The sequence below is a fragment of the Nocardiopsis sp. JB363 genome, from assembly GCF_900143625.1.
Taxonomy (GTDB): Bacteria; Actinomycetota; Actinomycetes; order Streptosporangiales; family Streptosporangiaceae; genus Nocardiopsis.
On record NZ_FRFF01000047.1, the window covers coordinates 1 to 16,449 of the forward strand.

The 16,449-nt window shown below is 68.1% G+C and carries 6 protein-coding genes; all 6 read left to right on the forward strand.

The window, feature by feature from the left end; genetic code table 11:
• The coding region (locus BQ8420_RS31785) for an ATP-binding protein (RefSeq protein WP_369825481.1) at positions 1 to 365 on the forward strand (365 nt) is incomplete at its 5' end.
• Positions 366 to 493: 128 nt separating this feature from the next.
• Complete coding sequence (locus tag BQ8420_RS07665; protein WP_235005992.1) at positions 494 to 913, forward strand: hypothetical protein; 420 nt, start codon at positions 494 to 496, stop codon at positions 911 to 913.
• A 324-nt stretch (positions 914 to 1,237) separates the two neighbouring features.
• Complete coding sequence (gene pglW, locus BQ8420_RS07670) at positions 1,238 to 5,836, forward strand: BREX system serine/threonine kinase PglW (protein WP_087097127.1); 4,599 nt, start codon at positions 1,238 to 1,240, stop codon at positions 5,834 to 5,836.
• Positions 5,837 to 5,894: 58 nt separating this feature from the next.
• Positions 5,895 to 9,488: a BREX-2 system adenine-specific DNA-methyltransferase PglX gene (gene pglX, locus BQ8420_RS07675; RefSeq protein WP_087097128.1), complete on the forward strand. Its 3,594-nt coding sequence runs from the start codon at positions 5,895 to 5,897 to the stop codon at positions 9,486 to 9,488.
• Positions 9,489 to 9,557: 69 nt separating this feature from the next.
• A complete protein-coding gene (locus BQ8420_RS07680; protein ID WP_087097129.1) occupies positions 9,558 to 13,496 on the forward strand; it encodes a phage resistance protein in 3,939 nt (1,312 codons plus the stop codon).
• Entirely contained in the window at positions 13,493 to 16,426 is a 2,934-nt protein-coding gene (pglZ, locus tag BQ8420_RS07685) for a BREX-2 system phosphatase PglZ (protein ID WP_087097130.1), read from the forward strand. Before BQ8420_RS07680 ends, pglZ begins: the two co-directional genes overlap by 4 nt.
• Positions 16,427 to 16,449 lie beyond the last annotated feature (23 nt).

Consider the following 16,449-nt stretch of genomic DNA (forward strand, 5'->3'; position numbering starts at 1 on the left):
GAGGCCGCTGGAAAAGGACCCATTCCGGGCACCTCGCCAGCGGCCCACCGGGGCTGACCCATTCGCGCTCGGGGGAGCCGTACGGCTTCTACACCCTCAAGTGCGAGCGCCGCGACAACGGCCTGCGCCTGACCTGCCGGGACCAGGGAAGCAAGTACACCAACGAGGAGAGCCAGCCGAACCGGTTCGAGCACCTGACCACCTGCGCCTCACGCCTGACCAGCGACGCCGAGTCCGGTCGGGGCCTGGCGATGGTCGACTCCCTGGCCACCAGCTGGGGCGACAACGGGTTCACCGGCACCCGACAGGTCTGGTTCTTCCTGGCCTACGACCTGTCCGGGAGCAGCTGGAACAGCCTGCTCTGACCCACGAGCCCTACCCGGGCGACGACAGATCGCGCCGTAGACGCGAAACGGGCCCAGAAGACGCGCCAACGCCTTCCGGGCCCTCAGATCCCAAAATCCAAGCCTCGCATAGCCAGAAAGCAGGATCAGTGACGCATTCTATCCCCGCACCCCGCCCGTCCAGCGACCCGCTCTACCGCACCCGCCCGGGTCTGCCCCGGCGCGGTCCGCTCATCGGCCCGGTCTGCCCCTCCTGCGCACACCCTTCCTGTCGCCGGATCCGCGCCGAGGAGCTGCCCATCCTGGGCGGTCACAAGGCCGAATACCGCGACGAACACGCCTTCGCCGCCTCCCTCCAGGCCCGCAACCGGCACCTGATCATCTGGTACGGGGAGCGCACGGGATCATTCTGGGTGGCCTCCTCCACTGGCCTGGCCGAGGTCCCCGACGCCGCGACCCTCACCCGCCTCCTCACCCCGGAACCGGAACCTGCGCCGACACCTTCGTCACCGTTCCTGCGGCCCTACCTGAATCCGACGAACCCGAACCTGAACCCGGTGCTGATCTGATCCGATCCCCCACACCCGGGCCGGGTGGTGCCGGCGTCGCCAAGCACCGCCCGGCCCGTGGGCGACCTGAGGCACCTCGTTGCCCCGCCAGGGAAGCCGTGAAGACAGGTCGAGAACAAGTCTTCACCCATGAGGAGTCAGCATGAACTCCTAGCCCAGCACGGCGCGCGGGTGGGATGAACAACCTGTCTCATCGCTCATATGTCGCCGATTCGGGACCACCGGCCCTCATGGGATTCCGTACTTCTCCGTTACTCTCCACCTCTAGGATGGCTGGGGCGTGGGTTTTTCACGAGATCCCAGGGTGACGAGACGGAGCGGTGCATGCGTGAAGGCCGGTGGACGACCGTCACCGAGTCGGAGTTCGACCACGAACACCGTGGTCTGGAAGCCATTCGTGAGGCTTTGCCCAACACCGGCTCCTGGCGGGCCTGGTCCAACTTCACCTTCACCGCCAACACCGGCCACGTCCACGAGGTCGACCTCCTCGTCGTTTCTCCGGGCGGCGTCCACATGGTGGAGCTCAAGCACTGGCACGGCGGTGTCACCTCGGAGAACGGCACCTGGGTCCAGACCAAGCCCGGTGGCCACCGCCAGCCGCACGGTAACCCGCTGCACCTGGTCACCAGCAAGGCGCGCAACCTCGCCGGACTGCTGAAGAAGCAGGGCGTGAACGTCTACGTGTCCGCCTCCGTGTGCTTCACCGACTCCTCCCTCCGAATCCGCCTGCCCTCCAACGACGAGAACGGCGTCTACTTCGTCGACAAACTCGTGGAGATGCTGGGGCGCCCCCCGCAGAAGGAACAGCACCGGATCGACGGACCCAGGTCCAACGCGGTCAAGGCCGGGCTGGACCGGATCGGCATCCGCCGCAGCGACGCCCAGTACAAGGTCGGCCCCTACCTGTTGGAGCGCAAGCCCCTGGACAGCGGCCCCACCTGGGTCGACCACCGAGCCCGCCACACCGAGCTGGCCGAGTTGGTGCGCGTGCGCGTCTACCTCAGGGAGCGTGGGGCCAGCGCGGCCATGCGCGCGTCCGTGGACAACGCGGCCCGCCGGGAGTCGGACGTCCTGCGCCGCTTCCGCCACCCCGGAGTGGTCCAGCTCAAGCAGTACGACCCCTCCGGCCACTCTTCCGGCCCCGCCCTGATCTTCGATTACCACTCGGAGACCCTGCGCCTGGACGAGTACCTCATCCAGTACGGCGACAAGCTCGACATCCTCGCCCGGATGTCCCTGGTCCGCCAGCTCGCGGAGACGCTGCGCTGGGCGCACTCCAGCCGTGTTCACCACCGCACCCTCTCCGCCCACTCCGTCCACGTCTTCCCCAAGGCCCGCGCTGAAGGCGGCGAGGACGCCCGGTGGCTCTCCCCACACCTACAGATCTCTGACTGGCAGATCGCCCAAGGTCAGGGAGGTTCAGGCAACGGCACCCGGCAGTTCGCCCCGACCGCGCTGTCACTCGGCCACGTCTCCGACGACGCCGACGCCTACCTGGCCCCCGAACTGAGCGCCTCGCGCCCCGACCCGGTCTTCCTCGACGTGTACGGGCTGGGGGTGCTCACCTACCTTCTGGTCACCGGCCGGGCCCCTGCCGCCAGCCAGGCCGAACTCCTGGCCCAGCTGGAGGCAGGGGAGGGCCTGCGGCCCAGTGCCCTCGTGGACGGGTTGTCCGAGGACGTCGACGACCTGGTGCAGGCCGCCACCGCCTACCGTCCTGAGCAGCGCCTGGCCAGTATTGACGAGTTCCTGGAGATGTTGGAGTACGTCGAGGACTCCCTGACCGCCCCCAGCACGGTTCCCGACACCCTCCAGGAGCAGGAGCCCGAGAAGGACCCGCTGGACTCCGTCGCGGGTGACGTGCTGGCCGACCGCTGGGAGGTCCGGCGCCGACTGGGCACCGGATCCACGAGCCGCGCCTTCCTCGTACGGGACCTGGAAGGCGAGCCCGACGCGCACGGTGTCCGACCCCTGGCCGTGCTCAAGGTGGCCCTGTCCGACAACCGGGGTGAGGTCCTGGCCCGCGAGGCCGAGGTGATGCGGGGCCTTCGAGCCGACTCCCGGGTGATCCGGCTGGTCGAACCCGAGCCCTTGACCATCGGTGGACGCACGGTCCTGGTCCTGGAGTACGTCGGCGACGAGCGCGCCGCCGAGAAACGGGGCGAGTCGGGCAGTGTCCCGCGCCGCCGTGAGGAGACCGTGGCCCGCCAGCTCCGTGACCAGGGCCGTCTGGGCGCCGACCAACTGGAGGCCTACGGGGACTATCTGTTCGGCGCCGTGGACTTCCTGGAGGGCGAAGGGGTCTGGCACCGCGACATCAAGCCGGACAACATCGCCATTCGGATCCGGCCCAACCGCACGCGCCAACTGGTCCTGATCGACTTCTCCCTGGCCGGGTACCCGGCGAACGTGACGGACGCGGGCACCCAGGGATACCTGGACCCGTTCATCGGGGCACTCAAGCGCACTGCCTACGATGCCCACGCCGAGCGGTACGCGATCGCCGCCACCCTGCACGAGATGGCCTCGGGTGAGCTGCCGACCTGGGGCGACGGCAAGGTCGTGCCCGCGCAGACGGACGCCGACGAGTGGGCCCGGCCCACGATCGCCGCCGACGCGTTCGACCCGGCCGTCCGGGACGGGCTCGTCTCCTTCTTCCGCAGGGCGCTGCACCGCGACACGGCCAAGCGCTTCAGCGACCTGAAGCCGATGCGGGACGCCTGGCGCAAGGTCTTCCTGGACATGGCCCAGACGGTCTCGTCCACGGGTCACCCGTCCCGCCACCCCGAATCCGCCGCGACCGCCGCACGCGAACTGGAAGCGGTGGCTCCGGTATCGGAGGTCGTCGCTGTGGAGCAGCAGCGAGACCAGCAGGCGAAGCAGGCGACCCGGGATACTCACCTGTCGATCGCCGGGCTCACCCCGATCGCGGTCTCGTTCCTGCACGGGCTCGGGGTCAATACTGTCGGCGAGCTGCTCGACTACAGCCAGCGCAAGTTCCTCAACGCCCCAGGCCTGGGCGCCAAGACCCGTACCGAGATCCAGGGCCGCCAGCGCCAGTGGGGCGAACGGCTGCGCCAGGAGCCCGAATCCCCGCTCACTCCCCAGGGCCGCAAGAACGCCAAGGAGGAGCTGGAGCGGTACAGCGCCATGGAGTCCGCGTTGGCGGACACACTCGTCACTCACAACGGAACCGGAGCACTGCCCGGCAGCGCCCTGCGCTCCGTCGGTCTGGACGCCCTGGCCACGTTGTTCGTCCCGGAACCGCGCAAGAACGGGTCCAACCAGAACGAGATCGAGGCGGTGCGGTTGCTGCTGCGCCTGCCCGACGAACGGGGTGAACTCCCGGACATCGGCGTGTGGCCCAAGCAGAAGGATGTCGCCGAGGCCCTGGGCCTGTCCGCCGGACGTATTCCGCAGATCATCAAGACCCAGCGGACCCGGTGGAAGAAGCTTCCCGCGGTGCGGGCGCTCCGCGAGGAGATCCTCAAGCTGCTGACAGGGCTGGGCCGGATCGCTTCCGCCGCTGAGATCGCCGACGCCCTGATCGTGCGGCGCGGCACTCGGCTGCGTGAGCGCGAACAGCGTCGGGCGCTGGCCTTGGCCGCTGTTCGCGCCGTGCTGGAGGTCGAGCAGCTCGTCCCGGAGGAGAGCGTGTTCCAGCACCAGCCCAACCGTGGTGCCACGGACGAGGCTGTGGGTGCGGGCCTGTTGGCGCTGGAGGTCGCCGGGGACGACGCTCCGGACACCCCGTCGGCCCCCGGTCTGCTCGACTACGCGGTGCGCCTGGGTCGCGCCGCGAACCGTCTCGGTAAACTCGACACCCTGCCGACCGCCACGACGGTGCTCGCCGAACTGGGCGCGGTCGCCCCGCCTCCGGGGAGGGTCGAATGGGACGAACGCCGCCTGGTGGAGCTGGCCGCGGCGGCGTCGCTGAACGCCGCCGCCACCCCGCGTCTGGAGATCTACCCGCGTGACCTGTCGCTGGTGCGGGCGCTGCGGCTCACCCAAGCGGGCCTGGTCAGGGAAGTCTTCGGCCGACCAAGGAAGTACCAGCCCGGTCTGCCCCCCGAAGAGGTCCACGAGCGGGTGCGGGCCCGGTTCCCGGAGCTGGTGGACGCCCGGGGTAGCCACGACCTGCCGACCGGAGGGCCGCTCACGAAGGCGTTGAAGGACGCCGGGTTCGACCTCATCCTGTCCACCCGCGAGGACACCGGGACCGAGCGTTACCTGCCGCCCCCGGAGGCGATGGGCTCCAGCTACCGCACGGTGGCGGGGCAGCGCCGCAGCACACGCACCGGTACGTTCACCCGCTACGTCGACGACCCGCAGATCGCGGACGCCATCCAGTCGGAGGAGCGATTGACCGCCTCCGCGAAGCGGGACGGGTTCCGGGTGCTGACCGTTCGCACCGGGGTGAGCTCGCTGGCGGTCACCGAGCTCGCGGGGGCCGGTGGCCGTTTCGCAGCCGAGGAGATCTCAGTCACGGCCCTGTTCCTGAACGCCATGCACGAACTCGTGGATCCCAAGCCCAAGCCGAGCTGGGAGACGATCCTGAAGGCGGACGCCGCAGCGCCAGGCTCGAAGGCCGCTACCAATTTCGCCGCCTACGCCACCACGGCCTGGAGCCGGACTGAGCCGAGGCTGCGGACCCTGCTGGAGACGGGTGCGGACGTGGGACCGGTGTTGATGACCGATGCTGGAGTCTTCGCCCGCTATGACGCGATGGGTGTCCTGGACCGATTGGCCGAGGCCGCCCGACACGGCGGGCGAGGCCTGTGGCTGCTGTGCCCGCAGGACGACCCGGCGAAGGCCCCCCGGCTGGGCACGGCCACCGTTCCGTACCAGGCGGGGCTGGGTGAGTGGATCGAGCTGCCGGACTCGTGGGTGCGGAACCTGCACCGGTCCGGCGTGCGGCAGTAGCAGTAGCAGTTATGGCAAGTAGTGGGACGAGCAGGGCAAGGGTTCGGGAGAAGGCCACGTGATTGACCGCGAAGCGCTGTTGGACGACCTGAAGCGTCAGGTCAAGGGGGTCGAGTCCGATCTCGCCGCGCAGGTGTGGGAGATCGACGAGGTAGGGACGCGGCTGCGGGATGAGTACAACCTCGCGAGCAAGCTCAACCGCACGGCGGCGACTTGGAACGCCTGGTTGGACGAGCGGATCACGCAGGTCGCGGTGGCCTGGGTGCTGGGTACGGTGTTCGTCCGGTTCGCTGAGGACAACCGGCTGATCCCCGAGCCGTACCTGACCGGGCCCGAGATCGAACGCCGTGACCTGGCCGAAGCCCGATACGGCGCGTACGTGGAGACCGACGAGGACCCCACGTATCGCGGTTGGCTTGAGCGGGCGTTCGCTGAACTGGGCGCGGGCCGCGTGGGCAGGCTGCTGTTCCACCACGAGCACAACCCGCTGTTTCACATCCCGCTTTCCCACGACGGCGCCGGTGCCTTGGTGGAGTTCTGGCGTGAGCGTGACAGCGAAGGTGTGCTCGTCCACGACTTCACGGACCCGCTGAACGACGAAGGCACCAAGGGTTGGGACACCCGGTTCCTGGGTGACCTGTACCAGGACTTGTCGGAGAACGCGCGCAAGACGTACGCGCTGCTCCAGACCCCTGAGTTCGTCGAGGAGTTCATCCTCGATCGGACGATGGATCCGGCCGTGCGGGAGTTCGGTTACCAGGACCTGAAGATGATCGATCCGACATGCGGGTCCGGGCACTTCGTGCTGGGCGCGTTCAAGCGCCTGGTAAAGCTGCACTCGCAGGGGCAGCCGGGCGGTGACGTGCACGCGCAGGTGCGGGCAGCGTTGGACTCGGTGCACGGGGTGGACATCAACCCGTTCGCGGTGGCCATCGCCCGGTTCCGGTTGTTGGTGGCGGCCATGGCTGCGGCGAATACCCGAACCTTCGCCGAGGCGGGCAAGTACGACTGGCCGATCCACTTGGCTGTTGGTGACTCGCTGATCAAGGACCGCCAGCTCGAACTGGCATTGGAGACTGCGGACACTGGCGATTCTCTGGCGTCATTTGCGTACGCGACGGAGGACGTTCACGAGCACAAGGGCATCCTGGAACAGGGCCGTTACCACGTAGTGGTGGGAAACCCGCCGTACATTACGGTGAAGGACAAGAGCCTCAACGCGCTGTACCGGGATCTTTACAGTGCATGTGCAGGTGGGTACGCCTTGTCAGTTCCCTTCGCGCAACGATTCTTTGAGCTGGTCAAGCACGGCGATAGTGACGGTCTCGGTTATGGCATGGTCGGTCAGATCACCGCGAACTCCTTTATGAAGCGTGAATTCGGCACCAAGCTGATCGAAGAGTACTTCGCGCACCAGGTCGAGTTGACCGAGGTCATCGACACTTCGGGCGCGTACATCCCCGGGCACGGAACACCCACCGTCATTCTCGTCGGTAGGCGACGCGGCGGCAAAGAGCGTTTGGGTCCGATCAGGACCGTTCGTAGTGTCCAGGGTGAGCCTTCTGTACCCGAGAATCCCGAAGACGGGCTGGTTTGGTCCGAGATAGTGGCCCAGATTGGCAATCCTGGGTTTGCTGGTAACTGGGTTTCGGTAAGCGATCTCGACCGGGATCGCTACTTCAGCAGGCAACCGTGGATTCTTACAGATGGCGGCTTGGAGATGATTGAGAATATTGGCATATCAGCGGTAACGCCACTGAGTTCAGTGCAACGTCTAGCAGGTCGATATGCTCATACTGGCGCAGACCTCGCATATTTTTCCCCTGCTGGCACCTGGAGTCGATATGGGGTTCTAAGTGCGCACGTGATTTCTCTTGTAGAGGGAGACAGTGTGCGCGACTGGGTTGCTACACCAAAAACTGAGTCTCTCTTCCCTTATTCATCGGATCTCAAGGCTGAACTTACGCCTGACGTTGGGTTCTTGCTTTGGCGCTATCGTCCGGTGCTGAGTGCGCGCCGGGAGCCCGGCGGTACACACGAGGAAATTGGCCTGACTTGGTATGAGTGGAGTCGTTGGCACCCCGAGCGTTTTTCGGTTCCCCTTGGGATTTCATTTGCAGAAGTGGCGACGCACAACAATTTTGTACTAGACCGAGGTGGGAAGGTATTCAAGCAGACAGCACCTGTGATAAAACTTCATAGGAATTCGAGCGAGGAAGATCATCTGAAGCTGCTTGGCGTCCTCAATAGTTCCACTGCTGCCCTATGGCTGAAGATGAACTGTCATGACAAAGGGATTCGCGGGGAAGGTGGAGGCTTCACAAGCTCTGAGTGGGAGCGCTTTTATCAGTTCAACGGAAGCAACGTTGAACGTTTTCCCCTTCCTGCTAAGTACCCCACCGAGCTCGCTACCGCTCTCGACACCCTCGCGCAGAAACTCTCTACCAACTCTCCGTCTGCTCTGGCTTTGGATGGGATGCCCACAGCAGCAGCTCTACGCGAGGCCCGAACCACCTGGGACTCCACCCGATCTCAGATGATCTTCCTTCAGGAGGAGTTGGACTGGCAGGTCTACTCCCTCTATGACCTGCACGACGAGGACCTGCGTGTCCCCACCTCCGTGGACATCAGCGAGATCTCCCTCGGCGAGCGCGCCTTTGAAATCGTGCTTGCCCGCAAGGTCGAAGCTGGCGAAGCCTCCGGTGAGTGGTTCAAGCGACACGGGTCCACCCCCATCACGGAGATCCCCTCCCACTGGCCCGAGGCCTACCGCGAGGTCGTCCAGAAGCGCATCGACGTCATGGAGTCCTCCCGTGCGATCGGCATGGTGGAGCGGCCCGAGTACAAGCGCCGCTGGGCCACCGAGGGTTGGGACTCCCTTCAGGACAAGGCCCTGCGCTCCTGGCTGCTGGACCGGATGGAGATCCGCGAACACTGGTACGACGACAACGACCAGCCCGCCCTTCTCACCCTCTCCCGGCTCGTTGACGCGCTCTCGCGTGATGAGGACTTCGTCTCGGTCGCCCATGTCTACGCCCCCCGCCAGGAACTCGCCGACGTGGTCGCCGACCTCATCACCACCGAACACGTCCCCTTCGTCTCCGCCCTGCGGTATAAGCCCTCCGGGCTGAAGAAGCGCGCCGACTGGGAGAAGACCTGGGAGGAGCAGCGCAAGGAGGACGCGGCTCCGGACGAGCCTGCCAAGCGTAGGATCCGGGACTCCATCAAGGTCCCGCCCAAGTACACCTCCGCTGACTTCCTCCGATCCTCCTTCTGGAAGGCGCGGGGCAAGCTGGACGTACCCAAGGAACGCTTCGTCTCCTACGGTTCGGCCAACAACGCCACCCCCGGCCTGTACGGCTGGGCCGGCTGGGACCACCGGGAGCAGGCGCAGGCGCTGGCCTCCTATGCCTCCGTCCAGGCCCTGTCCACCGAGGAGATCACCCCCTTCCTCGCGGGCCTGTTGGAGCTCCAGCCGTGGCTGGGCCAGTGGCACGACGAGTTCGACGCGATGTACGGCAGCTCCCCGGCCAGATTCTTCTCGGGGTACCGCCAGCAGCTCCAGGGCGAGCACGGCCTGACCGACGACGACCTGAGGGGATGGCGCCCGGCTGCGGCCACCCGTGGGCGTCGTGGGGCCAAGAAGAAGTAGCCGCAGCGAAACGGCGAGCACAGCGACCCCGGCGGGTCCGGTGGAATTGAAGGAGAGGCGAACACCCCCATGTCAGACCAGCCCCTGCTCCGGGATGTCATGAACATCAAGGAGTCCATCTCCACCTCGGACTTCGTTCTGAAGCTGGCCGAGGCGACGACCCCTGAGGGTGCCGAGGAAGCGCTCCGGGACTACGTGGTCACCGACAAGCTGTTGGACAACTTCGACGAGGCCCTGGGGCTCATCCGCTCCGCGCTGGACGGGCGGACGTCCAAGGCCGCCTACCTGCACGGTTCGTTCGGTTCCGGTAAGTCGCACTTCATGGCGGTGCTGTACGCGTTGCTCAGCGGCAACGCGGCTGCACGGTCCCGTGGCGACCTCGACCCGGTGCTGACCAAACACGAGTGGCTGGCCACCGACGGCAGGAAGTTCCTCCTGGTCCCGTACTACATGATCGGCGCCAAGGCCCTGGAGCAGCGGGTGCTGGGCGGGTACGTGAAGCACGTCAAGAGACTGCACCCGGACGCACCGACCCCGCAGGTGTACCGGACCGATGCCCTGTTCGACAACATCCGATCCATGCGCGAGCGGATGGGGGACGACACGGTCATCAACGGACTCTCCGCCACGGGCACGGGTGCCCCCGTGGACGGTTCCGTGGAAAACGACGACGATGACGACGATTGGGACGAGTTCGTCTGGACGCCGGAGCGGCTCGACACCGCTCTGAGCGCTCCGGAGGCGAACGAGGGCGACGAGCTGGACCTGCTGGAGCCCGCCACGCCAGCCGAGCTGCGGGCCAGGCTCGTCAAGGACGCGGGCACCAACCTGCTGCCCGGGTTCGCCCGGGGCGCCGCCGAGGACGAACACGGGTTCATCTCTCTGGACGCCGGGCTGTCCGTGATCGCCGAGCACGCCAAGTCGCTCGGCTACGACGGACTGGTCCTGTTCCTGGACGAGCTGATCCTGTGGCTGGCCACGCTCATCCACGACCAGAAGTTCGTGGCCCGCGAGGCCAGCAAGATCACGAACTTCGTGGAGGGCGGGGACGCCCGGCGGGCCATCCCCATCGTCTCGTTCATCGCCCGCCAGCGCGACCTGCGTGAACTGGTCGGCGAGGAGGTGTCCGGGGCGGCCGAGTCCTCCATCCAGGACACGCTGAACCTGGCCTCGGGCCGGTTCGACAAGATCACCCTGGAGGACCGCAACCTCCCCCAGGTCGCTCACGCGCGCCTGCTCCAGCCCAAGGAGGGCAAGGCCGCGCTGATCGATGAGGCCTTCGCGAAGACGAAGAGGGCCGGTGGCCCGCAGGTGTGGTCCAGCCTGCTGGGGTCGGATGAGAGCACCACGGGCGCCGACGAGGCCTCCTTCCGGCTGACCTACCCCTTCTCTCCCGTCTTCATGGACACGCTGGTCCACATCTCCTCCGCCCTCCAACGGTCACGGACCGGTCTGAAGCTGATGGGACAGCTGCTCGCCGACCATCGCGACGACCTGCACCTGGGCGAGCTGGTGCCGGTCGGCGACCTGTACGCGGTCATCGCCGAGGGCGGGGACAAGCCGTTCACGGACAGCCTGAAGGTGGTCTTCGACGCAGCCGACAAGCTGTACCGGAACAAGCTCCGGCCCTACCTGCTCAAGACGTATGACATCGACGACGACGACGTCGACCGGTACCTGCACCACCGCGCGGACATCACGGACCAGGGTCTGGCCGACCGCTGCAAGGCGTTCGTCGGCGACGACCGCCTGGTGTGCACGCTGCTGCTGTCCGCTCTGGCACCGAGCGTGCCCACGCTCAACGACCTGACGCCCCGTCGGCTGGGCGCGCTCAACCACGGCTCGGTGGCCTCACCGATTCAGGGCGGCGACGTGGGCATCATCAAGAACAAGATCGCCGAGTGGGCCGCCCGGTTCCCCGAGATCAAGGAAGCCGACAGCTCCCTCAACCCCGTCGTGCGACTGGAGCTGGCCGGGGTCGACGTCGACTCGGTCATCAAGAACGCGGAGGTCAACGACAACCCGGGCAACCGGATGGCGCTGGCCAAGCGGCTGCTCGCCGAGGAACTGGGCGTGGAACGCGCCGAGGGCAGGATGGGCGCCGACGACCTGCGTCTGGTGTGGCGGGGGTCCAACCGCTCCGCCGAGGTGCTCTTCGGCAACCTCGCCGACGAGGACGACCTGCCCGACCACGACCTCCAGCCGCAGATGGAGGACCAGTGGCGGATCATCATCGACCTGCCCTTCGACGAGAACAACCGTGTACCGGCAGACGACGTCAACCGGATCACGACGCTGCGTGAGAAGCAGAGCCAGGGGAAGGGTGAGCGCTCCCGTACGGTCGCGTGGATCCCCGCCCACCTGTCCGCCCAGCGGTGGGCGGGCTTCCGCAAACTGGTCGTCATCGACCGGGCGCTGGCGAACGAGGGCCGTTTCGCCAACCAGTACGCCTCCCACCTGAACGCCGACGACAAGGAACGCGCCAAGGGGTTGCTCCAGTCCCAGCGCGAGGCGCTGATCAAGCAGGTCAAGGGCGCGTTCAAGCAGGCGTACGGACTGTCGGACAAGAAGCCCGGCGACGTCACCGACTTCGACGAGCACTTCCACGCTCTGCCCGATGTGGCCGATCTGAAGGTCTCCATCGGACAACCGATGCGTGACGGTATCCGGCACGTCGCGGGCAAGCTGCTGGCCCACCAGTTCCCCGCGCACCCCGACCTGGACCCGGACGGCACCGGCGCCGCTATCAAGGTGAGCGATACCAGGACGGTGTTCGCGCACGTGCGGGCCGCCGCCGACGCGGGCGACCGGCGGACCGAGGTCCCATCCAAGGACCGGGGTGTCATGCGGCGCGTCGCCGGACCGCTCGGGCTCGGGCAGCAGAAAGAGGCCTACTTCGAGCTGTCCACTCGGTGGGCCGACCACTTCCACGCACAGGCCCGCGCCGAGGGGGCCACCGGGGACCTGAGCCTGACCCACCTCACCGACTGGACCGACCGTCCCGAGCGGCGAGGGCTGGAGCCGTTCCTGGCCAACCTGGTCGCCGCCTCGTTCGCGGAGATGACGGACCGGGTGTGGGTGCGCGGCGGTACACCGCTGGACCCCGCCCCCGAGTTGGCGGGGATCAAACCGAACGACGCGCTGCGGGACCAGCCCCGCCCCGGGGAAGAGGACTGGGACCGGGCTCGGGAGCGTTTCGAGGCGGTCTTCGGGCAGAAGGCACCCGCGTTGCGGCGCGGCCGGATGGTCAACCACTTCGCCAAGCAGATCACCGAAGGCGCCCGCAGCCACCAGGAGTCGGCGGCGGACCTGGTCCGCAAGTTGGAGGAGCACTCGGTGTTCCTCGGGCTGGACGAGACCGGGGAGACGGGCCGCCTGGCGCTGGCCCGACGCTCGCTCGACCTGCTCAAGGAGCTGGCCGACGCGGGGAAGGGCACGGCAGGGACGAGTGCTGCCAAGAAGACCATCGAGGCGTTGGCCCGGTTCGATCTGGGGCCGGTGAACGCCGACCGGTACGGGACCTCGATCAAGTGGGCCCAGCGGGTCGCTGAAGCGCTGACCAGGGCGTCCTGGGACACTCTGGAACTGGCGCAGGGCCAGGGCGTCGAGGGACAAGAGCTGTTGGAGTCGCTGCGCGGGGTCGCGCGCGAGGACCAGCGCACCGCCGACCTGGTGGAGGCGCTGTCCTCGACCAGGCGCGAGGTGACCGCCCTGATCAAACGCAACCAACCCCTCATCCAGCCTCCGCCGCCTCCGGTGGCTCCCAGCCCCGTCGGGCCGGAGGACGTGGACCTGGGAAGAAAGTCCAATAACCCACCGGTATCCGACACCGGTCACGGCAACCGGCCTGATGTTTCCAGTACAGGAGCGGATACAGTGCGTCGCTCGGGCACCACGCGCACCACGGCCGACCAGGCCGCGGGCAAGATGGCGGCGGAACTGGCCGCACTGCGTGAGAGTGAACCGGACGCCACCGTCGAGATCACCTGGCGGGTCGTGCAGCCATGAGTGCAACGGCCACCCCCACACCCGTTCCCGCCCCCGCCGGCACGGTGCGACTGACCACCGCCGCCCTCACCCAGTACCTGTCCTCCCAGTCGGCGTTGCACGACTCCCTCACCGGTACCGGGCGGCGGCGCGTGGTACTCCTGCGCTCCGTCCCCCAGTGGGAGGGGGCCGTAGAACCCGCCTGGGGCGCCGGGCAGCGCGCGCGGGTCGCGAAGGCGCCCTCGCCGTTGGCCGTGCACGAGCTGGTCATCGGTCACCTCGGAGAAGCCGAGGGGCCCCGGGTCCTGGTGGTGCTCACCGACCGGGAGCAGACCGAGCTCGACCCGGCGGTGCTCGCCCGCGTGTACAGGCAGCGTGTGGAGAGCGTCGACCGCTGGGACGTGGTGCGGGAGGCCTTCGGCGCCGAGGACGTCGACCCTCGACTGAAGGAGGACGCCTGGGCCGCCGAGTCGCTGTTGGACGCCACCCCACCGAGCGGCTGGCCCACGGTCGCCGGAGGCGTGCTGTCGCGCAGGGCCGCGCTGACGGCGCTGACCCTGCGGCGTCTGCGGCTGGGCCGCTACGAAACCGACCGGGACCAAGGCGGCGACACCCCCCACTCCGGCGAGAGCCTGGACACACACGCCCTGCTGCGCTGGTCACTGACCAGGGGAGGCCCCGAACACCTACTGGCGTTGCGCGGCCCCGAACGTGCCGGGCTGGGCACCTTCCTCGGCGAGCCCGAGCAGGCCGGGCCCACCGGCCGGGTACTGCTCGCCCTGATCACCGCCGAACACGGGCCGGACGCCGTGGCGTTCGGGCTGGTGTGCTCGGCGCTGTGGGACGAGGACCGCGAGGCCGACGCCCCCACCTACCGGGCGCGGGGACGCGCCGAGCGCTGGCTCGGTGAGGAGCCGCCCGCCTCCGGGGATGCCCTGGACCTGCTGTTGGCCGCGTTCGGCCGGTCCTGCGCCGAATACGTGGAGGTGCTGCTGAAGGTCGGACTCGGCGACGGGGACGCGGCGCGCGAGGCGCTGCGGACCACCGGTCCCGTGCTGGAGCGGGCTTCCCGGCTGGTGTCCCAGTTCGGCGCGGAGACCGCCGCCGCCGCCAGCCCGGTGCTACGGGAAGGGCTGAACGCCCGCTTCGCTGAGGTCGGCCAAGCCCTGGTCGGCTCCGAGGCCGGTTCCGGTACGGGTCCGGGCGCGGTCGCCCCAGCCGTGCGTGCCCTCGACGAGCACAAGCTGGCCGGGGAAGCGGACACCGGGGTGCGGATCGAACGTGCCCGGATGGGGCAGCGGCTCGCCCAGTGGCTTGCCGGCGACCCGGCCACCGGTTCCGACACGGTGGCCGCTGCCGTGCGGCGCCAGGTCACCGACATCGGGTGGGTGGACCGGGCCCTGGACCACATCGAGGCCGGGGGTGACCCCGATCCCGATCTCAGAGCCGCCTACTCCCATTTGGGCGGGCTGGCCCGGAAGCGGCGCCGCGCCATCGACCGCTCCTTCGCCCGAGACCTCGCGGAGTGGACGACCGCGGGCACCGATCCCGGATCAATGCTGACCGTGGAGTCCTTCCTGGAACGGATCGTGCGGCCCGTGGTGGCCGACCGGCATGGCCACAGGGTCCTGCTGTTGCTCCTGGACGGGATGAGCGCGGCGATCGCCACGGAACTGGCCGAGGAACTGCGGCGACACTGGGCCGAGTACGATCCGCTACCTGCGCCGACCGACAGCGCAGGCCTTCCGCCGGAACGGCGCGGCATGGCTGCTGCGCTGCCGACCCTGACCGCCGTGTCCCGTACCTCGCTGTTCGCCGGGCAGCTGATGAAGGGCACCCAGTCCGACGAGAAGAGACTCTTTCCCCAGCACCGTTTCTGGCGGGGCGTCCCGGCCACCGTCTTCCACAAGGACGAGCTGCGTACCTCCGATACCGGTGACACCTTCGGGTCCGGCCTGACCGAGGCCCTGGCCGACGAGGGCACGCACGTCGCCGTCGTTCTGAACACCATCGACGACCGGCTCGGCAAGGAACAGAAGCTCGGTGACGGCGCCTGGCGGCTCTCCGACGTCGGCAAACTCAAGGAGCTGTTGCGGGAGGCCGCCGCCCAGGGCATGGCGGTGATCCTCACCAGTGACCATGGGCACGTCGTGGACCGCCACGGGTCCAGGGTCGAGACAGACGGGGCGGTCTCCGCCCGGCACCGCGAACCCGGCGGGCTGACCGAGGAGAGCGAGGTCGTCCTGTCCGGTCCACGAGTGGTGTGGCCCGAGCCCGGGTCCGAGATCGTTGCGTTGTGGGACGCCGACTCCCGGTACACCGGCCAGAAGGCCGGATACCACGGCGGTGCCTCCCCCGCTGAGTTCACCATCCCGGTCCTGGCGTTCCTGCCCTTCGGGGCCGAGCCACCCAAGGGGTGGCGGGAGCTGGGCGATCAGCATCCGCGATGGTGGGAGACCGGAAGCACCCCCAGCGCCGTGCGTGCGGTCCCCGCCGTCATGGAACGTCCCGCCCCGGACAAGCGGGCCAGGCCCACCAAGCAGCAGGCCGAGATCGCGCGAACCCACGACGCTCTCTTCGACCTGGGACCGGAGAGTGCCCAGCCCACCCCGCCCGCCGCACCCGCCACGAAGGAGACGGAGCCGGCCCTGGTCGATCGGCTCATGGCGACCGAGACGTTCCAGGCCCAGGTGGAGTTGCTCGCCCGCAAACCCAACCCGACGACGATGGGCCGGATCAGGCAGGCCGTGGAGGTCCTCCTGGACGTGGGAACCCTGCCCACCACGGCGTTGGCCCAGCGTGTGGGCCACCCCCAGACCCGCGCCGACGGGTTCGCGGCCGTGCTGCGCCAGTTGCTCAACTACGACGGGGTCCAAGTGTTGGAGACCCTGCCCGATGGGCGCACGCTCCGGTTGGACGAGGCTCTGCTGCGCGAGCAATTCGAGCTGTGACGGGGCCCGTGGCAAGGTGGAGA

Coding starts and splice junctions, on each gene's coding strand:
- pglZ (WP_087097130.1), top strand. CDS start 13,493: ATGAGTGCAACGGCCACCCCCACACCCGTTCCCGCCCCCGCCGGCACG.
- pglW (WP_087097127.1), top strand. CDS start 1,238: ATGCGTGAAGGCCGGTGGACGACCGTCACCGAGTCGGAGTTCGACCAC.
- BQ8420_RS07680 (WP_087097129.1), top strand. CDS start 9,558: ATGTCAGACCAGCCCCTGCTCCGGGATGTCATGAACATCAAGGAGTCC.